Annotated in this window: 15 protein-coding genes; 9 read left to right on the top strand and 6 right to left on the bottom strand. The window is 69.8% G+C overall.

Features of this window, described 5'->3' with window-relative positions; all coding sequences use genetic code 11:
* Nucleotides 1-287: 287 nt before the first annotated feature.
* Genes ABZ471_RS08825 through ABZ471_RS08835 form a run of 3 tightly spaced genes read left to right on the top strand, consistent with a single transcriptional unit; the run spans nucleotide 288 to nucleotide 4809 of the window.
* Nucleotides 288-1115: an FAD binding domain-containing protein gene (locus ABZ471_RS08825; RefSeq protein ID WP_359063988.1), complete on the top strand. Its 828-nt coding sequence runs from the start codon at nucleotides 288-290 to the stop codon at nucleotides 1113-1115.
* Nucleotides 1112-3829, top strand: coding sequence for a molybdopterin cofactor-binding domain-containing protein (locus ABZ471_RS08830; RefSeq protein ID WP_359063990.1), 2718 nt, complete (start codon nucleotides 1112-1114; stop codon nucleotides 3827-3829). Before ABZ471_RS08825 ends, ABZ471_RS08830 begins: the two co-directional genes overlap by 4 nt.
* 5 nt (nucleotides 3830-3834) lie before the next feature.
* Complete coding sequence (locus tag ABZ471_RS08835; RefSeq protein WP_359063992.1) at nucleotides 3835-4809, top strand: antibiotic biosynthesis monooxygenase; 975 nt, start codon at nucleotides 3835-3837, stop codon at nucleotides 4807-4809.
* Nucleotides 4810-4829: 20 nt separating this feature from the next.
* Here ABZ471_RS08835 and ABZ471_RS08840 read toward each other — a convergent pair whose 3' ends face one another.
* From ABZ471_RS08840 to ABZ471_RS08850, 3 genes are read right to left on the bottom strand one after another with little or no spacing between them, the layout of a single operon-like run.
* The gene (locus ABZ471_RS08840; protein ID WP_359063994.1) at nucleotides 4830-5849 is read right to left on the bottom strand and encodes a TolB-like translocation protein; all 1020 of its coding nucleotides are present in this window, start codon (nucleotides 5847-5849) and stop codon (nucleotides 4830-4832) included.
* Nucleotides 5846-7108 carry an MFS transporter gene (locus ABZ471_RS08845; protein WP_359063996.1) on the bottom strand — a complete coding sequence of 421 codons (1263 nt, stop codon included), beginning with the start codon at nucleotides 7106-7108 and terminating at the stop codon, nucleotides 5846-5848. Before ABZ471_RS08845 ends, ABZ471_RS08840 begins: the two co-directional genes overlap by 4 nt.
* A gap of 1 nt (nucleotide 7109) precedes the next feature.
* Nucleotides 7110-7997 (bottom strand): alkaline phosphatase family protein, encoded by an 888-nt coding sequence (locus ABZ471_RS08850; RefSeq protein ID WP_359063998.1) that lies wholly within the window; start codon nucleotides 7995-7997, stop codon nucleotides 7110-7112.
* 680 nt (nucleotides 7998-8677) lie between these two features.
* Here ABZ471_RS08850 and ABZ471_RS08855 point away from each other — a divergent pair.
* Nucleotides 8678-11680 carry a bifunctional [glutamine synthetase] adenylyltransferase/[glutamine synthetase]-adenylyl-L-tyrosine phosphorylase gene (locus tag ABZ471_RS08855; protein WP_359064000.1) on the top strand — a complete coding sequence of 1001 codons (3003 nt, stop codon included), beginning with the start codon at nucleotides 8678-8680 and terminating at the stop codon, nucleotides 11678-11680.
* Here ABZ471_RS08855 and ABZ471_RS08860 read toward each other — a convergent pair.
* Together ABZ471_RS08860 and ABZ471_RS08865 are read right to left on the bottom strand one after the other, a co-directional pair.
* Nucleotides 11662-12528: a phosphatase PAP2 family protein gene (locus ABZ471_RS08860; RefSeq protein WP_359064002.1), complete on the bottom strand. Its 867-nt coding sequence runs from the start codon at nucleotides 12526-12528 to the stop codon at nucleotides 11662-11664. The two genes, ABZ471_RS08855 and ABZ471_RS08860, sit on opposite strands and share 19 nt — an antisense overlap.
* Nucleotides 12529-12656: 128 nt before the next feature.
* Nucleotides 12657-13700: a LacI family DNA-binding transcriptional regulator gene (locus ABZ471_RS08865; RefSeq protein ID WP_359064005.1), complete on the bottom strand. Its 1044-nt coding sequence runs from the start codon at nucleotides 13698-13700 to the stop codon at nucleotides 12657-12659.
* Between the two features lie 394 nt (nucleotides 13701-14094).
* Between ABZ471_RS08865 and ABZ471_RS08870 the strand changes: the two genes are divergently transcribed.
* From ABZ471_RS08870 to ABZ471_RS08890, 5 genes are all read left to right on the top strand, one after another.
* Entirely contained in the window at nucleotides 14095-15366 is a 1272-nt protein-coding gene (locus ABZ471_RS08870) for an extracellular solute-binding protein (protein ID WP_359064007.1), read from the top strand.
* Between the two features lie 101 nt (nucleotides 15367-15467).
* Entirely contained in the window at nucleotides 15468-16472 is a 1005-nt protein-coding gene (locus tag ABZ471_RS08875; RefSeq protein WP_359064009.1) for a sugar ABC transporter permease, read from the top strand.
* A 19-nt stretch (nucleotides 16473-16491) separates the two neighbouring features.
* A complete protein-coding gene (locus ABZ471_RS08880; protein ID WP_359064011.1) occupies nucleotides 16492-17397 on the top strand; it encodes an ABC transporter permease subunit in 906 nt (301 codons plus the stop codon).
* Nucleotides 17398-17589: 192 nt separating this feature from the next.
* Nucleotides 17590-19260, top strand: coding sequence for a glycoside hydrolase family 13 protein (locus tag ABZ471_RS08885; protein WP_359064013.1), 1671 nt, complete (start codon nucleotides 17590-17592; stop codon nucleotides 19258-19260).
* A 134-nt stretch (nucleotides 19261-19394) separates the two neighbouring features.
* A complete protein-coding gene (locus ABZ471_RS08890; RefSeq protein ID WP_359064015.1) occupies nucleotides 19395-20771 on the top strand; it encodes an alpha-amylase family protein in 1377 nt (458 codons plus the stop codon).
* A 10-nt stretch (nucleotides 20772-20781) separates the two neighbouring features.
* On the opposite strand, the gene ABZ471_RS08895 is transcribed toward ABZ471_RS08890, so the two are convergent.
* Complete coding sequence (locus tag ABZ471_RS08895; RefSeq protein WP_359064017.1) at nucleotides 20782-22854, bottom strand: carbohydrate-binding module family 20 domain-containing protein; 2073 nt, start codon at nucleotides 22852-22854, stop codon at nucleotides 20782-20784.
* Nucleotides 22855-22943: the final 89 nt, after the last annotated feature.

A 22943-nucleotide genomic window follows, 5' to 3' on the forward strand; every position in this document is an offset into this window, starting at 1 on the left:
TCTCTACTGTGACCCGTGCATCGCTCCCTTCGGCGCAGATACGCGGGCGACACCGGCGCGACCGGTCGTACCTGGGCCGAAACCGATCGACAGGAGTTCCGGTCCGTACAGCGATACGCTTGCTGGGGATCTTTCCGTCCGCCGGTCCTTCAGCGATATGCCCGACCGCAGCGGCCGGCATTGGTTGCCGGCGCCCGAGGCCGTGCCGCTCCCGGCGCCGCTCGTGACCAGCTCGCCGACAGCCGGCCATCGAGAGCCGAACGCAATCAGCGCCCAGCGGGGTTCGTATGGACCTCAACACCATCACCGAGGTCGTCCGGCGACCGTCCGATCGGCCGGGCGTGGACTGGCGCGAGGGCGACGCCTGGCTCGCGGGCGGGACCTGGCTGTTCTCGGCGGAGCAGCCGAGCCTGCACCGTCTGATCGACCTGACCGCGTTGCGCTGGGACTCCCTCGTCCCGAGCGACGCCGGCCTCGGCATCGGCGCCACGTGCACCGTCCGTGACCTGCATGCCTTCGTGCCGCCGGACGACTGGACCGCCGGCGGCCTGCTCGCCGCGAGCTGCGAGGCGTTCCTGTCCTCGTTCAAGGTCTGGAACGCGGCGACCGTCGGCGGCAACATCTGCATGTCACTGCCGGCCGGTCCGATGATCACGCTGACGGTCGCGCTCGAGGCGCGGTACGAGCTGTGGGCTCCTGACGGGTCCACCCGCTGGGTCGACGCCCTCGACTTCGTGACCGGCGACCACCGGAACATCCTCGCTCCCGGGGAGATCCTGCGGCGCGTCGACATCCCGGCGAGCGCCCTGCGGAAACGCACCGCGCAACGCCGGTTCACGCTCACCCGGCTCGGCCGTTCGACGGTGTTCCTCATCGGTACCAGAACGCCGGGCAGGAGCGATCTGCTCCTCACCGTGACAGCCGGTACCACCCGCCCCGTGCGCATCGCCTTCGACGCCCTGCCCGATGCCAGAACACTGCGGCAGAGCATCGACGCGATCCCCGCCGACATCTGGTTCGCCGATCCCAACGGGACCCCCGACCACCGTCGCCACCTGACACGGCACTACGCCGAAGAGATCCGGCGCGAACTCATGGCTGGGGGCCCGGCATGACCTGCACAGTGAACGGCCGCACGTTCGACCAAGAGCCTGCCCCCGGCCAGTGCCTGCGCACCTTCCTGCGTGCACTCGGCCACCACGGCGTCAAGAAAGGGTGCGACGCGGGCGACTGCGGTGCGTGCACCGTGTGGCTGGACGGCGAACCCGTACACAGCTGCATCACCCCGGCGTTCCGTGCGGACGGTCGCGAGGTGACGACGATCGAGGGCATCGGATCCCCGGGCGACCTGCATCCCGTGCAGCGGCAGTTCCGTGATGCCCCGGGCTTCCAGTGCGGCTTCTGCACCGCAGGGATGATCATGACGTCGGCGACGTTCACCGAGGCCCAGAAGGCGGACCTGCCCCGGGCACTGAAGGGCAACCTCTGCCGCTGCACCGGCTACCGAGCGATCGAGGATGCCGTGCGGGGCGTCACCGGCGTGGAGACGGCCGCGCCGGGAAAGGCCGTCGGGACGAGCGTCGCCGCGCCGGCCGCCCACGACGTGGTGACCGGTCGCGCCGAGTTCACGATGGACACCCACATCGACGGCATGCTGCACCTGAAGGTGCTGCACTCGCCCCACGCGCACGCCCGGATCGTGTCGATCGACAAGAGCGCCGCGCTCGCGGTTCCCGGCGTGCACCGGGTCTACACCTGGGAAGACGTGCCGCGCAGGCGGTTCACCACAGCCATCCACACCGACCATCTGGTCGACCCGGACGACACCTTCGTGCTGGACGACAGGGTCCGCTTCGTCGGCCAGCGCGTCGCCGCGGTGCTTGCCGACACGGTCGGGGCGGCAGAGGAGGGCTGCCGGAGGCTCGTCGTCGACTACGAGGTGATGCCGGCGGTGTTCGAACCCGAGGAGGCGATGTCCGAGGGGGCACCACAACTGCACGGCTCGGACGATCCGTTCGTCCGCGATCCCGTCCACAACATCCTGCTGGAGATCCATTCGCACATCGGCGATGTCGACGCGGGATTCGCCGCGGCCGACGTGATCCACGAAGGCACGTACGTCACACCGCGTGTGCAGCACGCGCATCTCGAGACCCATGGCTCGATCGCCTGGATGGAGGACGGCCGGCTGAACGTCCGCACCAGCTCGCAGTCGCCGTCGATCGCGAAGGTCAAACTGGAGTACCTGTTCGCGCTGCGTCCGGACCGGATCCGTGTGTTCTGCACACGGGTCGGAGGCGGCTTCGGCGGCAAACAGGAGGTGATCACGGAGGACCTGGTCGCGCTCGCCACCCTGGACACCGGGCGACCCGTCTGCTTCGAGTACACCCGTGAGGAGGAGTTCACCACGGCCTCGCCGCGGCATCCGATGACGTTGACGGTCAAGCTCGGTGCGAAGGCGGACGGAACGCTCACGGCGTTCCAGGTCCGCAACGTGTCGAATACGGGCGCCTACGGCAACCACGGCGGCGAAACGCTGTACGCGGGCGGCGCCGCCGTCATGATCTACCGCTGCCCGCACAAGAAGTACGACGCGTACTCCGTCTACACGAACACCGTTCCGAGCGGCGCCCTGCGCGGCTACGGGATGACGCAGCCGGCCTTCGCCGTGGAGTCGGCGATGGACGAACTGGCACGCGCCCTGCACATCGATCCGCTCGAACTGCGCCGACGCAACATCGTGCGGCCCGGCGAACCGCTGGTCGCCCTGCACGACGGTCCCGACGACGTGATCTTCACGGAGGACGGACTCGCGAAGTGCATCGACCTGGTGGGTGCCGCCCTGGCCCGTACGGCCGGTCAGCCGCCCCCCGGCCCCGAGTGGCTCGTCGGGGTGGGCGTGGCGAGCTCCCTGCACGAGACCGCACCCCCGACCGAACACATCTCCGAGGCCTGGGTCACGCTCGGCGACGACCTCGTCTACGAGCTGGCCGTCGGAACGGTCGAATTCGGGGAAGGCACCTCGACCGCCCACGTCCAGATCGCGGCCAACCAGCTGGGTACGACGCCGTCGCGGATCCGGCTGGTGCAGTCCGACACCGACCGCACGGGATTCGACACCGGGGCCTTCGCGAGCGCGGGCCTCTTCGTGGCGGGCAACGCGGTCCTGCGAGCGGCCAATGCCGTACGCGACCGCATCCTGGAATTCGCCGCGGCGCACACGGGCGTCCATCTCGTCATGTGCTCCATGGACGACGACGGTGTCGTCTGCGGGGATCAGCGTGTGTCGCTGGCCGAGCTCGTCGCACTGGCCCGAGCGCGCGGAATCCGGTTCACGGCCGCCCGCAAGGCGTACGGATCGCCCCGGAGCGTCACCTCCAACACCCAGGGGTTCCGCATCGCCGTCCACCGGGTGACGGGTGAGATACGTGTCCTGTACAGCGTCCAGGCGGCCGACGCCGGCGTGGTCATCAATCCCGCGCAGGTCCGGGGACAGGTGGAGGGCGGCGTCGCCCAGGGAATCGGATTCGCGCTGACCGAGAACTACCGTGTCGACGAGAACGGCACCATGGTCAACCCGAACCTCCGGAACTACCGCATCCCCACCTACGCCGACGTCCCCCGCACCGAGCTGCTCCTGGTGGACTCGGCGGACTCGGTGGGACCCGTGCGGGCGAAGGGGATGGCCGAATGCTGCATCAACCCGGTGGCACCCGCGCTGGCGAACGCGCTCCATGACGCCACGGGTGTCCGCTACCGTGCGCTGCCGCTGACCCCGGAACGGATCTACAGCCGACTCCACGCGAAGCAGTCGGTGTCGACAGGCTGAGCACCATGGACACCGAGAGGCACGTAGCCGCCGCGGCGACGGCGATCATCGGTCAGCGGGTCCTGCCCGGCCAGGAGCGGGAGTACGCGACATGGCAGGAGGACCTCAACGCCGCTGCCGCGTACTACCCCGGGTTCCTCGGCGCCGAGACATCCCCGCCGACACCCCTGCAACCCGACTGGGTCGTCGTGTACCGGTTCGACTCCGTGGCGCATCTGCAGGCGTGGATCAACAGCGCGACCAGGCAGACGTTTCTCGATGCCGGCACCAAGTACTTCGACGGTCCGGCGACCCAGCAGGTGGTCAGCAGCTGCACACAGGCGCTGGATCCGCTGGTGACCGTCGTGGTCACCCATCGTGTCCATCCGCATCAGGTCGACGACTTCCTCGACTGGCAGCACCGCATGAGCCAGGAGGAGAGCAAGTTCGAGGGCTTTCGGGGAACCGAGCTCTTCCGCCCCGTCGAGGGGCTCCAGGAAGAGTGGACCACGCTGTACCGCTATGACAACGCCGAGCACCTCGACGCCTGGCTGACGTCGTCCGCGCGGCAGAAGGTGCTCGCCGAGGGCGAGAAGTTCAGCGAGTTCAAACTGCACACGATCGACAACTCGTTCGGCAGCTGGTTCGCCTTCGAGGGGAACGGCCGGGAGGCACCGCCGCCGCCCTCCGGGGTCAAGACCTCCGTCGCCGTCTGGGTCGGCCTGTACCCGACCGTCGTGCTGCTGACGCTCGCCCTGCTGCCGCTGAGGTTGCCGCTGTGGATCGGGCTGCTCGTGGGCAACCTGCTGTCGAGCTTCGTCATGAGCTTTTTCACGATGCCCTACTACGTGAACCCCCTGCTCAGGCGGTGGCTGCGGCCGCCACCGGGCGAAGGGGCGGCAAGGACCAATCTCCTCGGCCTCGGTGTCGTCGCCATGGTGATGGTGTTCTGGGCCGCCGTCTTCTACCTCGTCACGACCCGGTTCTGGACACTGCCCTGACCCGGGGCCGGTCCGGGCGGTCAGTCGAGGAACGCGGCGGACACTCCGGCCGACAGGAGACGGTGAGGCAGGCCGGAGCCGTTCGCCGGAACCGTGTACAGGTCGGCTCCGTAGTCGCCCGGCAGGGCATAGACCAGCGTGTGGTCATCGCGCCAGACCACTTGGTCGTCGACGCTGCGGGACTCGTCGAGCGCGGTTTCGCGCAGGGTGTGCAGGTCGAGGACGTACAGGTGCCAAGGGGCGTCCTTGGGCAGGCCCTTGACCCGCTTCTTGTACGCGATGCGGGTGCCGTCGGGGGAGAGGGAAGGGCACTCCACGTTCTCGTGCAGGGTGGTGACCGTACGCGTGCGCAGGTCGCCCCGGACGAGATGGGTACGTCCCCCGGTCGCCAGCGTCGCGTAGAACGTGCGGTCGTCCGGTGCGAACGTCACGCCCCAGAAGTTGGCGTCCGCCGCACGGTACGGATGACCGTCCCTGACGATCCGGAAGGCCTCCAGGGACGGGATCAGCTCACCCGTACGGGTGTCCACGATCGCCGTGCGCGTGGAGAAGTCCGTACCGGCGTACGAGTCGCCGCCCACGAACGCCGTCCAGGCGGCGAAGTGCCCGGTGGGGGACACCCGGGCGCGGGAGGGGATACCGGGGACGTCGTACCGGTCGCGGGTGCGCAGACGGGAGTCCAGAACCAGCGCGCGGTAGGTGTCGGAGACCGGCCCGTGCACCGCCTGGAGGCAGACTCCGGTGCCCGACGCGGCGTGGAAACGCAGGCACTTGACGCCCGAGGCGGTGCGCGGCCCGGCCGGATCCGCCACCGGGACCGTGACCAGCTCGTCCCGATGCGGGCCCCACGCCAGGGTGCGGAACACCATGCGGCCGTGCCCGGTCAGGGTCACCTTGCCGGCGATGACCTTCGGGCCGCCCGCCTGCGTGTGATCGCGGCGATCGGCACGCGCCGACGCGTGCAGGACGGACGCCACCCCGACCGCCACCAGCACGGCGACGGCCGACAGCAGGATCAGGATGCGGTTGCGTACGGTCATGCGGCGACGGCACCTTCCGGGCGGACGACGAGTGCGAAGACCGCACAGGCGAGCAGCGCCCCCGCCGCCCCCGCCAGTGCCGCTCGGTCGCCCCACACGGTCCAGGCCGCGCCGAACAGCAGCGAGCAGGCGAAGCGGGCCAGCGCCTGCCCGGTCTGGACGACGGCGAGGCCCGACGAGCGCAGAGCCTCCGGCACGCCCTCGGAGGCCGCGGCCATCAGTACCCCGTCGGTGGCCGCGTAGAAGCCGCCGTGCAGGGCCAGGACGACGTACGGCAGGGCCGTGCCGTGCCAGGAGGTGAGCAGCAGCCCGTATGCGACGAGCAGGGCACCGTGGCCGGCCAGGAAGACGGCCCACCGGCCCACCCGGTCCGCGACCCGGCCGAGCGGCACCGCCAGCAGCAGGAACGCGGCGGCCGTACCGAGCGGCAGCAGCGCGAACCAGCGGTCCGGGACGCCCAGGCGGCGCTGCAACAGCAGGTAGACGAAGGAGTCGCTGACCGTGGCGAGGCCCAGCAGCAGGGCGCAGACCGTGATCCGGCGCAGGTCGCGGCCGCGCAGCAGACCCACGGCGGCGCGCAGGGTGGGCCGCGCACCCTCCGGGGCGCCCTGCCGGCGGCCGCCCGGCACGAACAGGACCAGCACCAGCACACCGAGGACCGCCACACAGAAGCTCACCGTGAACACCGCGTCGTAGCCGTCCACCGTGGCCCGCAGGATCAGGAAGGCCGCCAGCGGCCCGAGCAGGGCACCCGCGGTGTCCATCGCCCGGTGCACCCCGAAGGCGCGCCCCCGGTTCTCCGGCGTGCCGGACAGCGAGATCAGCGCATCCCTGGGAGCCGTGCGCAGCCCCTTCCCGGTCCGGTCGGCGGCCAGGATCAGCCCGATGGGCGTGAGCGAGTGCGCCACCAGCAGCAACGGTTTGCACAGCGCCGACACCCCGTAACCGAGCCCGGCCACCCACTTGTGCCGCCCGCCGCCCCGGTCGGCGAGATGCCCGCCGGCGAGCCGTACGAGGGCCGAGAAGCCGTTGTAGATCCCGTCGAGCAGCCCGAACCCCAGCGGGGAGAGACCCAGCCCCGTCACCAGGTACAACGGCAGCACCGCCGTGACCATCTCGGACGACACGTCGGTGACCAGACTGACCGCGCCGAGGGCGAGCACGGTGGGGGCGACCGCGGCACGGCGCCGCCCGGCCGTGGGCCGGACGGCGCCTTCCGCGGACGCTCGCGTGCTCGCGCGGCTGCCCGCTACGTACACGTCAGGACGCCCAGATGCCGGTGATGTCCTGGGCGGAGGCCGCGTTGCCCGCGTGCGTGGTCAGGCCCTGGGTGTCCTCCAGGGTGCGCAGCAGGTCGTAGTGGTTGTACGTCGTGGAGCTGGCCGATCCGGCCGTGACGGGCTGGCCGTACAGCACCGTCGGGATGCGGTTGCCGCTGAGCCGGTTGTCCTCGTCGAAGGTGACGACGAGCAGGCTGTTGTGGGTCTTGGCCCAGGTGGCGTAGGCACCGAGGTTGCTCTGCAGCCAGGTGTCACCGGTCGACACCGAGCAGTCGTGCATGTCGCTGCACAGGTTCGGGACCACGAACGACAGCTGGGGCAGCGTCGAGTAGTCCGCCGGGAACTGGGCGAACGTCCTGGCGCTCGACGTCGGCACGTTGCTGAACCCGAACCACGGATTGTGCTTGCGCGCGTACCTGCCGCTGCTGCACGTGGTCGAGCCCTGGCCGGGCAGGGTCTCGTTGTAGCTCGCCCAGCTGCGTCCGGCGGCGATCGTCTCGGAGGCGAGATTCTGCGCGGACGAGAAGCCCGGGGTGTAGCAGCTGTCGTCGGTGATCCCCTGCGTGGAGCCGGAGAACAGGGCGAAGTAGTTGGGCTGGCTCGGGTGGGTCTCGGCGTAGGACTGGGACAGGCTGGCGCCGCCGGACTTGAGCGAGTTGATGTACGGGGCGCGGGAGGAGCCGACGACCTGGCTGTAGGCGTGGTTCTCGAAGACCACGACGACCACGTGGTCCGGGCTGGGCACGGCGCCTGCCGCGTGCGCGGACTCGCCGCCGAGCCCGGCCCACAGGCCGACCGCGGCAGCGGCGAGGGCGGTTGCCGAGGCCACGAGCGTGCGGGCACGGCGGTACACGGAACTGCCGGACACATCAACCTCCGGGTGGGGGGGAGAACGGGGCCAACGGTGCGGACAGAGCATGCACACGTCAACATTCCCCTCTCTCGAGTAACCCAACCCGCCGGATGAAGACCACGTGAACTACTGCTCGGTCCGGAGACGAGCGCGGTGCCTCCTTTCGCGCCTCGACGCCGCAGCCGCGCACGGCGGCCAGGGGACGTGCCGGCTGGTGTCCGCCCGCAGCGGCCGGCGAAAACGCGAACACCACTCGACCAAGAGTCCGCCGGACCGAGAACGGACACCACCCGGCGCGGCCCCACCCCCTCACACACCACAGGCGCGTCCCAAGCCACAACGAGTCCGCGGGGGCGCCGCAGGCGTAGGCGCGAGCCGCAACGAGTCCGCGGGGGCGCCGCAGGCGTAGGCGCGAGCCGCAACGAGTCCGCGGGGGCGCCGCAGGCGTAGGCGCGAGCCACAACGAGTCCGCGGGGGCGCCGCAGGCGTAGGCGCGAGCCACAACGAGTCCGCGGGGGCGCCGCAGGCATGGGCGCAAGCTGCAACGAATCCGCACGGGCGCCGCAGGCCAACGCACCGGCACAGGCCGCCGAACGGGCCCCCGCAGAAACCGCAACGCACCCGCAGACAAAGCCGCCAAGCCCCTCTGGGGCTAGGCTCTGGCCAGAACGACGAGATCCCAGGGGAGGCCGCGGATGACGCCGGGGCGCAGGAGCAGTACCTTCACGCGACTGCTGCGACACGGCTTCACGGACCCTTCCGCGGCCGAGCGCCTCCTCGACGGCGCAGAGCTGGCCGAGCTGCGCGACGACCCGGTCCTCCTGGAGGCCCTGGGCGCCACCGCCGACCCCGACCTGGCGCTGCACGGCCTGGTCCGCCTCCTGGAGGCCCAGCCCGCCCCCACGGCCCGCCGCGAACTGCTGGACACCCTGACCGCGGCCAAGCCCCTGCGCGACCGCCTCCTGGGCGTCCTCGGCGCCTCCGCCGCCCTCGCCGACCACCTGGCCCGCCACCCGAGCGACTGGCAGGCCCTGGTCACGTACGAGCCCCGGGACCTGCACCCCGGGGTGGAGGAGTTCGAGCGGGGCCTGGCCGAGGCCGCCGACCCCATCTCCCTCCGCGTGGCCTACCGCCGCTGTCTGCTGTCGATGGCGGCACGCGATGTGTGCGGCACGACGGACATGGCAGAGACCGCGGCCGAACTCGCAGACCTCGCCACCGCCACCCTCCGTGCAGCCCTGGCCATGGCATCGGCGGCCGCCCCCGGGGACGCCGCAGCCTGCCGTCTCGCGGTGATCGCGATGGGCAAGTGCGGCGGCCACGAGCTGAACTACGTCTCGGACGTGGACGTGATCTTCGTGGCGGAGGCAGCGGAGGGCGCCGACGAGGGCAAGGCCCTCAGATCCGCGACAAAGCTGGCCTCGCACATGATGCGGATCTGCTCGGAATCCACCGTCGAGGGCTCGATCTGGCCGGTGGACGCCAACCTCCGCCCGGAGGGCCGCAACGGCCCCCTCGTCCGCACCCTCAGCAGCCACCTCGCCTACTACCAACGCTGGGCCAAGACCTGGGAGTTCCAGGCCCTGCTCAAAGCCCGTCCGGTGGCCGGCGACGCGCACCTGGGCCAGGCCTACGTCGACGCGCTCGAACCCCTCGTCTGGAAGGCGGCCGAGCGCGAGAACTTCGTGACCGACGTACAGAAGATGCGCCGCAGGGTGGTCGAGAACATCCCCGCGTCCGAGATCGAACGCGAACTGAAACTGGGCCCGGGCGGCCTCAGGGACGTCGAGTTCGCGGTCCAGCTCCTCCAGCTGGTGCACGGCCGCACCGACCCCTCCCTTCGCAGCGGCACCACCCTCGACGCCCTCCAGGCCCTCGCCGCGGGGGGCTATGTAGGCCGCGAGGACGCCGCCCGCCTGGACGAGGCCTACCGTTTCCTGCGCTCCATGGAGCACCGCATCCAGCTCTACCGGCTGCGCCGCACCCACCTCGTCCCCGAGGCCGAGACCGATCTGCGCCGCCTGGGCCGCTCACTGGGCCTGCGCGCCGACCCGGTGGCCGAGCTGCTGCGCGAGTGGAAACGCCACACCGGTGTCGTACGCCGCCTGCACGAGAAGCTGTTCTACCGCCCGCTGCTCGACGCCGTGGCCCAACTGGCCCCCGGTGAGGCCAGGCTGAGCGCGAAGGCGGCCCGTGAACGCCTGGTCGCCCTCGGCTACGCCGACCCGGCCGCAGCCCTGCGCCACCTGGAGGCCCTCGCCTCCGGGGTGACCCGCAAGGCGGCCATCCAGCGCACCCTGCTGCCCGTCCTCCTCGGCTGGTTCGCCGACTCCGCGGACCCGGACGCGGGCCTGCTCAACTTCCGCAAGGTCTCCGACGCCCTCGGCAAGACCCCCTGGTACCTCAGGCTCCTCAGGGACGAGGGTGCGGCGGCCGAGAACCTGGCGCGCGTCCTGTCGGCGGGCCGCCTCGCCCCCGACCTGCTGATGCGCGCCCCCGAGGCGGTCGCCCTGCTCGGCGACGGCGACGGCGGCGGCGGTCTGGAGCCGCGCGACCGCGCCCCGCTGGAACAGGAGGTCCTCGCCGCCGTGGGCCGCGCGGAGAACGCCGAGCAGGGCGTCACCGCCGCCCGCGGAGTCCGCCGCCGCGAGCTGTTCCGCACGGCCGCCGGCGACATCGTCTCCTCCTACGGCACCGAGACCAGCTCCGCCGAGGCCGACCAGGGCGCCCTGGTGGACCGGGTCGGTGCCGCGGTCTCCGACCTGACCGCGGCCACTCTCGCGGGCACCCTGCGGGCGGTGGTCCGCGGCGGCTGGGGCGACACCCTGCCGACCCGGTTCGCGATCATCGGGATGGGCCGCTTCGGCGGCCACGAGCTGGGCTACGGCTCCGACGCCGACGTGCTGTTCGTGCACGAGCCGCAGGACGGCATGGACGAGCAGGAGGCCGCCGCGGCCGCGAACAAGGTCGTCGCCGAGATGCGCCGCCTGCTGCAGCTGCCGAGCGCCGACCCGCCGCTGCTCATCGACGCCGACCTGCGACCCGAGGGCAAGTCCGGGCCGCTGGTGCGCACCCTGAAGTCGTACGAGGCCTACTACCGCCGCTGGTCCCTGGTCTGGGAGTCGCAGGCGCTGCTGCGGGCCGAGCCGGTCGCCGGCGACGAGGACCTGGGCCGCCGCTTCACCGAGCTGATCGACCCGCTGCGCTACCCGGAGCGGGGCCTGGGCGAGGACGCGGTCCGCGAGATCCGCCGGCTGAAGGCCCGCATGGAGGCCGAGCGCCTGCCGCGCGGCGCCGACCCCAGACTGCACACCAAGCTCGGCCCCGGAGGCCTGTCCGACGTCGAGTGGACCGTCCAGCTGATCCAGATGCGCCACGGCTGGCACGAGCCCGGCCTGCGCACCACCCGCACCCGCGAGGCCCTGGCCCACGCCCATGCGGCCGGTCTCATCGCCGCCGAGGACGCGGCCGTGCTCGACGAGGCCTGGGTGCTGGCCACCCGGGTGCGCAACGCGGTCATGCTGGTCCGCGGCCGGGCCGGGGACACCTTCCCCACGGAACCCCGCGAGCTGGCCGCGGTCGGCCGCTACCTGGGCTACGGCGCCGGGCACGCCGGGGACATGCTGGACGCCTACCGCCGGACGACCCGAAGGGCGCGCACGGTCGTGCAGGACCTGTTCTACGCGGACGGCAGCTGATCCGGCGCGGCGACCGGAGTCCGGACCGGCACCAGTCTCGGCAGGGCGTACGGCAGCCCGCGGTACCAGAGCCGGGCCACCGTGAAGCCGAAGGCGAGACACAGGACGCCGCCCACCGCGTCCAGCCAGAAGTGGTTGGCCGTGGCAACGATCACCAGCAGGGTCGTCGCCGGATAGAGCAGGCCCAGCACCCGCACCCACGGCACGGACGCCAGCGCGAAGATGGTCAGCCCGCACCACATCGACCAGCCGATGTGCATCGACGGCATCGCCGCGTACTGGTTCGACATGTGCTTCAGGTCGCCCGAGGCCATCGAGCCCCAGGTGTGGTGCACCATGACCGTGTCCACGAAGCGCCCGCCGTTCATCAGCCGGGGCGGGGCCAGCGGGAACAGGTAGTAGCCGACCAGGGCCACGCCCGTGGTCGCGAACAGCACCAGCCGGGTCGCCGCATAGCGGCCGGGATGCCACCGGTACAGCCACACCAGGACACCCAGCGTGATGACGAAGTGCAGCGTGGCGTAGTAGTAGTTCATGCCGATGATCAGCCAAGACACCGAGTTCACGGCGTGGTTGACCGACTCCTCGACGGCGACACTCAGATGATGTTCCAGCTGCCAGACCCAGTCGGCGTTCTGCAGCGCCTGGGCCTTCTGCTCCGGGACCGCGTTGCGGATCAGGGAGTACGTCCAGTAACTCACCGCGATCAGCAGGATCTCGAACCAGAGCCGGGGCCTGCGTGGGCGGCGCAGCCGATGCAGCAGACCCTGTCTGTCCTCGCCCGTGACGGCCTGCGGAACGGCCACCTCCTCGCGACCTTCCGGTTCTGTCACGGTCGAGTCACTCATAGGCACAGAGTCTGCCAGAAAAGGCTTCCTCGCCAGATCATCCCAAGGTTGGGTCCGCCGTGCACGTTCTACGACATACGGAGGACTTCCACCCCTGACCGCCGCTGATCATCCGCGATCGGGACAGATCATCCGCGACTGCGGTCACCCCGGTCACCCGGCGCCGAAGCGGTCGACCCCCGTACCACCAGCTCCGGCATGAACACGAACTCGCTGTGCGGTGCAGGTGTCCCGCCGATCTCCTCCAGCAGCGTGCGCACCGCGGCCTGGCCCATCGCCGGCACCGGCTTGCGGACCGTGGTCAGCGGCGGGTCGGTGAAGGCGATCAGCGGGGAGTCGTCGAAGCCCACCACCGACACGTCCCGCGGCACCTCCAGTCCCAGCTGCCGGGCCGCCCGTATCGCACCGAGCGCCATCATGTCGCTCGCGCACACCACCGCCGTGCAGTTCCGCGCGATCAGCGCGGCCGCGGCCGCCTGACCGCCCTCCAGGGTGTACAGCGAGTGCTGGATCAGCTCGGTCTCGATCGTCTCGGCGGCCAGCCCCAACTGGTCCTGCACGGCGCGCACGAAACCCTCGATCTTGCGCTGCACCGGCACGAACCGCTTCGGGCCGAGCGCCAGCCCGATCCGGGCGTGGCCCAGCGACGCCAGGTGTGTCACCGCCAGCGTCATCGCGGCCCGGTCGTCGGGGGAGATGAACGGCGCCTGCACCTTCGGCGAGAACCCGTCCACCAGCACGAAGGGCACGCCCTGTGCCCGCAGCCGCTCGTAGCGCTGCATGTCGGCGGTGGTGTCGGCGTGCAGCCCGGAGACGTAGATGATCCCCGCCACCCCGCGGTCCACCAGCATCTCGGTCAGCTCGTCCTCCGTGGACCCGCCGGGGGTCTGGGTGGCGAGCACCGGGGTGTACCCCTGCCGGGTCAGCGCCTGGCCGATGACCTGCGCCAGGGCAGGGAATATCGGGTTCTCCAGCTCCGGGGTGATCAGGCCCACCAGGCCCTCGCTGCGCTGCCGCAGCCGCACCGGACGCTCGTAGCCGAGCACGTCCAGCGCGGCCAGCACGGACTGGCGGGTGGTGGCGGCAACGCCCGGCTTCCCGTTGAGGACGCGGCTGACGGTCGCTTCGCTCACCCCCGCCTGCGCAGCGATGTCCGCAAGCCGTGTGGTCACGGCACTGGACTGTACCGGCCGCACCTCGCCTTGCACACCGACGGGACGCCGTGCGCGGGCGGCGGTCCGGCCCGCCGTGGGTTGCTGCGTCATGGCGCTCCCTCGTTCTTCTGATCGACCTCGGATGGCAAGAGCTTGCAGAGTCTTGCACAAGTGCCCCTATCCCCGCTGAGCGGCGCCCCAACCGGGTTTCGGATGGGTCGACGACAGGTCACGGCCTGGTAACCACTGTGTCCCCTTGCACTTTTTTTCTGCAAGGTCTTTCGCAGCGCTTACATGGCTGTTACGTTCCCACTCGCCCGGCGGCCTCCGCCACTCTCTCGACTTCGCTCGAGCGGGGGGACCCCCATCGGCGCAGTCGGCATCACACGGGCTCAACCCTCAAGGAGAACTCATGCGGCGTGGCATAGCGGCCTCCGCGCTGGTGGCGTCCCTCGCCCTGGCGGCGACGGCGTGCGGCGGGAGCGACAGCGACAGCAAGTCGGACGGCCCGGTCACCATCACCTGGTGGGACACCTCCAACGCCACCAATGAGGCGCCGACGTACCAGGCCCTGGTCAAGCAGTTCGAGGCCGCCAACAAGGACATCAAGGTCAAGTACGTCAACGTCCCCTTCGACCAGGCGCAGAACAAGTTCGACACCGCCGCCGGCTCCAAGGGCGCCCCGGACGTGCTGCGCTCCGAGGTCGGCTGGACCCCCGCCTTCGCGAAGAAGGGCTTCTTCCTGCCGCTGGACGGCACCGACGCCCTGGCCGACCAGGCCAAGTTCGAGCCGAACCTGATCAAGCAGGCCCAGTACGAGGGCAAGACCTACGGCGCGCCGCTGGTCACCGACACCCTCGCCCTGGTCTACAACAAGGCCCTGTTCAAGAAGGCCGGCATCACCGAGGCCCCCAAGACCTGGGACGAGCTGAAGTCCGACGCCGCCAAGGTCAAGGCCAAGACCGGCGTGGACGGCTACTGGGGCTCCACCCAGGGCTACTACGCCCAGTCCTTCCTCTACGGCGAGGGCACCGACACCGTCGACGCCGTCGCCAAGAAGATCACCGTGAACGCGGCCGCCGCGAAGAAGGCCTACGGCACCTGGCTGAGCACGTTCTCCGGCAAGGGCCTGCACAAGGCCGACGTCACCGCCGACGCCTACGCCCACATCCAGGACGCGTTCGTCAACGGCAAGGTCGCCGCGATCATCCAGGGCCCCTGGGAGATCACGAACTTCTACAAGGGCTCGGCCTTCGGCGACAAGTCCAACCTCGGCATCGCCACCGTCCCGGCCGGCTCCTCCGGCAAGGCGGGCGCCCCGACCGGCGGCCACAACCTCTCGGTCTACGCCGGCTCCGACAAGGCCCACCAGGCCGCGGCGCTGAAGTTCGTGCAGTTCATGACCTCGGCGAAGTCCCAGGAGACCGTCGCCCTGAAGAACTCCACGCTGCCCACCCGCTCGGACGCCTACACCGCCCAGGTCAAGGCCGACCCCGGCATCGCCGGCTACCAGGGTGTCCTCTCCGCCGCCCAGCCCCGCCCGGCCCTGCCCGAGTACAGCTCCCTGTGGGGTCCGCTGGACACCGAGCTGCCCAAGATCGCGGGTGGCAAGGAGTCGCTGGACAAGGGCCTGAGCAACGCCGAGCTGGCGATCACCAAGCTGGTGCCCGACTTCAGCAAGTGAGCCCGTGTGGCCGCCGGATTCTCTCTTTCAAGGGGGGAAGGATCCGGCGGCCACCGGCCTGTGCCCAGCCCAACCCCTGAACCATCAGAAGGTGTCGAACCATGACAGTCGCCATCGACCGCGCGACCGGCAAGCGCCGCGGTGACCGCGCGCCTCGGCCCGGGCTGGGGCAGCGCCTGAAGAACGGCTACCAGAAGTACTGGTACGCCTACGCGATGATCGCCCCGGTGGTCGTCGTGCTCGGCGTCATCGTGGGCTACCCGCTGGTGCGGGGCGTCTACCTGACCCTCACCGACGCCAACAGCCTCAACTCGGCGCGCACGATCGGCGTCAACCACATCGCCGCCACCTACAAGTTCATCGGGTTCGACAACTACCAGGACATCCTGTTCGGCCCGACGTCCTACGACCGCTTCTGGTCGCACTTCCTGTGGACCGTCTTCTGGACGGCCGCCTGTGTGTTCCTGCACTACACCATCGGCCTGGGCCTCGCGCTCATGCTCAACCAGAAGCTGCGCGGCCGCACCTTCTACCGGCTGATACTGGTCCTGCCCTGGGCCGTGCCGGCCTTCGTCACCGTCTTCTCCTGGCGGATCATGCTCGCCGACTCCGGCGTGATCAACCAGTTCCTCGGCGCCCTCCACCTGCCCCAGCCGCAGTGGCTGGAGGACACCTTCTGGCAGCGGTTCGCCGCGATCATGGTCAACACCTGGTGCGGTGTGCCCTTCATGATGCTCTCGCTGCTCGGCGGCCTGCAGTCCATCGACTCCTCGCTCTACGAGGCCGCCGAGATGGACGGCGCCAGCCCCTGGCAGCGCTTCCGGCACGTCACCCTGCCCGGCCTGCGCTCGGTCAGCTCCACCGTGGTGCTGCTCGGCATCATCTGGACCTTCAACCAGTTCGCCATCATCTTCCTGCTGTTCGGACCCACCGGCGCGCCCGACGCCCAGATCCTCGTGACCTGGGCCTACTTCCTGGGCTTCGGACAGCAGCCGCGCGACTTCGCCCAGTCCGCCGCGTACGGCGTACTGCTGCTGTCGATCCTCACCGTCTTCACCTCCTTCTACTTCCGCTGGCTGAAGCGCAATGACCAGCTCGCCGTCTGACGCCGCAGGAGCCGCCGCCATGAGCACCACGACCCTCGAAAAGACACAGACGGAGCCGGCTCCGGCCGCACGGCCCCGGCGCCGGAGCCGTCGGCGCGGCGAGAGCGGCCCGCTCGGCACCGTCCTCCTGCACGGCGGCCTCGTCATCGCGAGCCTGATCGCGCTGGCCCCGGTGGCCTGGCTGTTCTTCCTGTCCCTCGGCCCGGACAAGGACGACTACCTGCACCCCGGCAAGATCGCGGGCAAGCTCACCTTCTCCAACTACAGCTTCGTGCTGCAGCACACCGCCTTCTTCGACTGGTTCAAGTCGACGATGATCGTGGCCCTCGGCACCACCCTCATCGGCGTCTTCGTCGCGGCCACCACCGGCTACGCCGTCTCGCGCATGCGCTTCCCCGGCTACAAGTCGCTGATGTGGGTCCTCCTGCTCACCCAGGCCTTCCCGATCGCCATCCTGATCGTGCCGATGTACGAGATCTTCAGCGAACTCGGCCTCATCGACACCTACTGGTCGCTGATCGTCATCAACTGCACCACGGCCGTGCCCTACAGCGCCTGGCTGCTCAAGGGGTACTTCGACACCATCCCCTTCGAGATCGACGAGGCGGGACGCGTGGACGGACTCTCCCCGTTCGGCACCTTCTTCCGGCTGATCCTGCCGCTGGCCCGCCCCGGCCTGGCCGTCGCCGCCTTCTACAACTTCATCACCGCCGTCGGCGAGGTCGCCTTCGCGACCACCTTCCTGCTGGACGACTCGAAGTACACCTTCGCCGTCGGTCTGCAGACCTTCGTGAGCCAGCACGACGCGCAGTGGAACTACATGGCCGCGACCGCGGTACTGATCGCGATACCCGTGTCCGTGTTCTTCTACCTCGTGCAGAAGAACCTCGTCACCGGCCTCACCGCCGGCGGCACCAAGGGCTGACGCCCGCTTCGGAAAGAGGCTCCCGCGCGCCTGTTCGCGCGGGTAGGCGGCCGCGGTGTCCATCCGACCCCGCTGACATCGCGGCCGCCTCGCACACGCCCCCGCCGCCCACACCAGACTCCCATGACCCGAATTCCTCCCCCACTCTCGACTTCGCTCGAGCGGGGGGACACCCACCGCATCAAGGAAGCCATGAGCCAGCAGCATTCTGCAGCCCCGGCCGACGACTCCGCCGTCGCCACCGTCGCCCAGCGCCGCGACTGGTGGCGGGACGCGGTGATCTACCAGGTCTATCCGCGCAGCTTCGCCGACAGCAACGGCGACGGCATGGGCGACCTGGAAGGCGTACGCTCCCGACTCCCGTACCTGCGTGACCTCGGCGCGGACGCCGTGTGGCTCAGCCCCTTCTACGCCTCCCCGCAGGCCGACGCCGGCTACGACGTCGCCGACTACCGTGCCGTCGACCCCATGTTCGGCAACCTGCTCGACGCCGACGCACTGATCCGCGACGCCCACGAGCTGGGCCTGCGCATCATCGTCGACCTGGTCCCCAACCACTCCTCCGACCAGCACGAGTGGTTCAAGCGCGCCCTCGCCGAGGGCCCCGGATCGCCGCTGCGGGAGCGTTATCACTTCCGCCCCGGCAAGGGGAAGAACGGCGAACTCCCGCCCAACGACTGGGAGTCCATCTTCGGCGGCCCGGCCTGGACGCGAGTCGAGGACGGCGAGTGGTACCTCCACCTCTTCGCCCCCGAGCAGCCCGACTTCAACTGGGAACACCCCGCGGTCGGCGACGAGTTCCGCTCCATCCTCCGTTTCTGGCTGGACATGGGCGTCGACGGCTTCCGCATCGACGTCGCCCACGGGCTGGTGAAGGCCGAGGGCCTCCCGGACCTCGGCTCCCACGAACAGCTGAAGCTGCTGGGCAACGATGTCATGCCGTTCTTCGACCAGGACGGCGTGCACGCCGTCTACCGCCAGTGGCGCACGGTCCTCGACGAGTACGCCGGCGAGCGCATCTTCGTCGCGGAGGCCTGGACCCCGACGGTCGAGCGGACGGCGAACTACGTCCGCCCGGACGAACTCCACCAGGCCTTCAACTTCCAGTACCTGAGCGCGGAGTGGGACGCGGCCGAACTGCGGACGGTCATCGACCGCACCCTGGAGGCCATGCGCCCGGTCGGCGCCCCCGCCACCTGGGTCCTCTCCAATCACGACGTCACCCGCCACGCCACCCGCTTCGCCAACCCGCCCGGCCTCGGCACCCAGATCCGCACGGCCGGCGACCGCGCACTGGGTCTGCGCCGCGCCCGCGCGGCCACGCTGCTGATGCTGGCACTGCCGGGATCGGCGTACATCTACCAGGGCGAGGAACTCGGCCTCCCCGACGTCGTCGACCTGCCCGACGAGGTGCGCCAGGACCCCGCGTACTTCCGGGGCGCCGGCCAGGACGGCTTCCGTGACGGCTGCCGGGTGCCGATCCCGTGGACCCGCGAGGGCTCGTCGTACGGCTTCGGCAGCGGCGGCAGCTGGCTGCCCCAGCCGTCGGCCTGGGCCGAACTGAGCGTCGAGGCGCAGACCGGCGTGCCGGGCTCGACGCTGGAGCTGTACCGCTCCGCTCTGCGCGCCCGCCGCGCGCAGCCCGACCTGGGCGCGGGCGACACGGTCGAGTGGCTGCGCGCGCCCGAAGGCGTCCTGGCCTTCCGCCGCGGCGAGTTCGTGTGCGTCACGAACACGACCGGCGCGTCCGTGACGACCCCGTCCCACGGCCGCATCCTGCTCACCAGCGGTGAGGTGACCGAGGCCGACGGCGAGACGACGGTGCCGGCCGACACGACGGTGTGGTGGACGACCGTGGCCTGACGGCCCGTCGGAAAGTTCTTGCATCAACTTCACAACGGCCCGCTGTCTTTCGGACAGCGGGCCTTTAACATCTGCGTCACCGCAAGTTTGCTGAAACATTGCAGCAAGCGCCTTCAAGGACGAAGGACCCCCACATGGCACGCAGAACTCTCCCCGCGGCACTCGCCCTCGCCGCCGCGATCACGGTTGGCATGTACCCGACTACCGCACAGGCCTCCCCGCCCGGCACCAAGGACGTCACCGCCGTCCTCTTCGAGTGGAACTTCGCCTCGGTGGCCCGCGAGTGCACCACCACCCTCGGCCCCGCCGGCTACGGATACGTCCAGGTCTCCCCGCCCGCCGAGCACATACAGGGCCCGCAGTGGTGGACGTCGTACCAGCCGGTGTCGTACAAGATCGCGGGCCGCCTCGGCGACCGCACGGCGTTCCAGAACATGGTGAACACCTGCCACGCGGCCGGTGTGAAGGTCGTGGCGGACACCGTCATCAACCACATGTCGGCAGGATCCGGCACCGGCACGGGCGGCTCCTCGTACACGAAGTACACCTACCCGGGCCTCTACTCGTCCTACGACTTCGACGACTGCACGGCGCAGGTCTCGAACTACTCCGACCGCTGGAACGTCCAGCACTGCGAACTCGTCGACCTGGCCGACCTGGACACGGGAGAGGAGTACGTCCGCAAGACGATCGCGGGCTACATGAACGACCTTCTCTCCCTGGGCGTCGACGGCTTCCGCATCGACGCGGCCAAGCACATCCCCGCGGACGACCTGGCGAACATCAAGACCCGCCTGACCAACCCCTCCGTCTACTGGAAGCAGGAGGTCATCTACGGCGCCAACGAGGCCGTCCAGCCCGGCGAGTACACCGGCAACGGCGACGTCCAGGAATTCCGCTACGCCTACGACCTCAAGCGCGTCTTCACCAGCGAGAAGCTGGCGTACCTGAGCAACTACGGCGAGGGCTGGGGCTACCTGAACAGCTCGACCGCGGGCGTCTTCGTCGACAACCACGACACGGAACGCAACGGCTCGACCCTGAACTACAAGAGCGGCGCGAACTACACCCTGGCCAACGTCTTCATGCTGGCCTACCCCTACGGCGCCCCGGACATCAACTCCGGCTACGAGTGGTCGGACGTGGACGCGGGCCCGCCGAACGGCGGCACCGTCAACGCCTGCTGGCAGGACGGCTGGAAGTGCCAGCACGCCTGGCCGGAGATCAAGTCGATGGTCGCCTTCCGCAACGCGACGCGCGGCCAGACGGTCTCCAACTGGTGGGACAACGGCAACAACGCCATCGCCTTCGGCCGGGGCAGCAAGGGGTATGTGGCGATCAACCACGAGTCGAGCAGCCTGACCCGTACGTACCAGACGTCCCTCCCGGCAGGCACGTACTGCAACGTCCAGAACAACACGACGGTGGCGGTGAACTCCGCAGGGCAGTTCACCGCCACCTTGGGCTCGAACACGGCGCTCGCGATCTACGCCGGCAAGTCGAGCTGCTGAGCCCGGGGCACTACTTCCAGGTGTCGCTCGTCGTGTAGCCGGACGAACTGCCCGTCGTGTATGCGCGGTTCGTCCCGGACTCCCAGGTCACGTTCCCGGAGCCGTCCTTCTTGAGGTACTTGTACTCGAAGGACGTGCTCCTGGGGACGATGACCGGCTTGCTCCAGGTCGGGTAGGACGCCGAGGACAGCGGGATCGCGTCACTCGTGTTCCAGGAGCCGAGGGACGCGATCGAGCCGACGACGTACACGTTGGTGCCCAGGTCGGTCGTCGCGGTCTCGTTGAAGGTGACGTCCGTGGCGCTCGCGTTCGCCACGTTCCAGGAATTGTTCAGGGAGACTGCCGAGGTCGTGGTGGTCGCCGACCTGTTGGCGTTCGACTCCCAGGTCACATTGCCCGAACCGTCCTTCTTCAGGTACTTGTACTCGAAGGAGGTGTTGACCGGCACGCTCACCGCGCCCGACCAGATCGGGTAGCCCGAAGACGACAGCTTGATCGCCTTCGAGGTGTCCCAGCCGCCCAGCGCCGCGATCGAGCCGACGACGTAGACGTCGGTGCCGGACGTCGTGGACGCGTACTCGTTGAACGTCGCGTTCACCGTCGACGTCGAACCGCCGCCGCCCGGGTCGCCGCAGCCCACCGTGCACGTGTAGGACGAGTTGTAGAAGGCGACCGCGCCCTTCGCGGGGAGGGTGAGGGACGCGCTGCCGCCGGAGACGGTGACCTTGCTCGCGCCGCCGTCGACGACATTGCTGTACGTGCCGTCCGCCATGCCCGTCGCGAAGGTGTACGTCGCCGACGACGAGCCGTTGTTCACGGCGAAGAAGCCGGCGCCGCTGCGGCCGAAGCCGATCACGGACGACGACCTGGTCTGCCAGTTGGAGACGGCCGCCGTGTCGACCGCGTTGTGCCAGGCCACCATGCCGACGACCGCCGTGTCGCGGTCCAGGCAGTACCAGGAGCCGCTGGAGCAGTCCGTGTTCGTCACGAAGCCCGAGGAGTTGGGCGGGGCCTGGTCGCTCTGGGTCCACTCCCAGCTGGCGTAGACCGTGGGGGTCGACCACTTGTAGGCCAGCTGGAAGAGGTTCGCCAGCTTGTAGGTGTCGCCGTCCTTGTAGGACATGTGCAGGCCGTTGCGCTCGGTGTCGTGGTTCGTCACGAAGGACACCGAGTTGGCGGCGGGCAGGATGCCGGAGGAGGGCAGGGACTCCAGATCGCTCACGTTGCCCTGGAACGCCGACTTCAGCTTGCCGGCGTAGGTGAAGTCCAGGACGTCACCGGAGGCGTAGTAGTCCGCGGGCTGGGGGGTCGAGCCGGGGTAGATCTCCTGGAAGACGTACGGCGCCGAGCCCGACGTGGTGTTCGTCAGCTTGGACTCGATCGCCGCCAGGTCGGCCTCGGGCATGTGCTTGGCCGCGTCCACCCGGAAGCCGTCGACGCCGAGGGCGAGCTGGCTGTCGAGGAAGTTCGCGATGCCCGCGCGGACCGTGTCCGAGCCGGTCTTCAGGTCGGGCAGGCCGAGGAGTTCGCAGTTCTGGACCTGGGTGAGGTTCGAGTAGTCCTTGATCGTCAGGTCGGAGGTGGGGCACGACGTCGAGTCGTGGTAGTCGGCACGGTCCCAGTCGGGGGTGTCGTACTTGTTGGTGATCGTCGTGCCGTTGTAGCCCGTGCCGGTCTGCGCGGCGGTGTGGTTGATCACCGCGTCCGTGTAGACCTTGACGCCGGCCTTGTGGCAGGTGCTCACCATCGACGCGAACTTCGCCGCCGTACCGAAGCGGCTGTTCAGGTTGTAGGAGTACGGCTGGTAGACGTCCCACCAGTAGTAGTCGGGCTGTTTCAGGGACTCGGCGGGCGGGGCGACCTGGACCGCGCCGTAGCCGGCGGGGCCCAGGATGTTCGTGCACTCGGTGGCGATGGAGTCCCAGTTCCACTCCCACAGGTTGGCGATGACGTCGCCCTTGGCGGTGGTGTCCGCCTGTGCGGGTGTCGCCGGCAGGGCTATGGCTCCCGCCAGCGCGAGGGCGCCTGCGGCTGCGGCGGTCGCGGTGCGGCGGAAGAGACCCGGGGGCCGGTGTCTGATCATGTGCGGCTCCGAAACGAACGTCGAGAGAAGGTGACAGGGTTCAACAACCCGTGAGCGTGCGGCAGTTGAGAAGGACACGTCAAGGTGAA

It is taken from the genome of Streptomyces sp. NPDC005728 (assembly GCF_040630895.1).
In the GTDB taxonomy this organism is placed as follows: Bacteria; Actinomycetota; Actinomycetes; order Streptomycetales; family Streptomycetaceae; genus Streptomyces.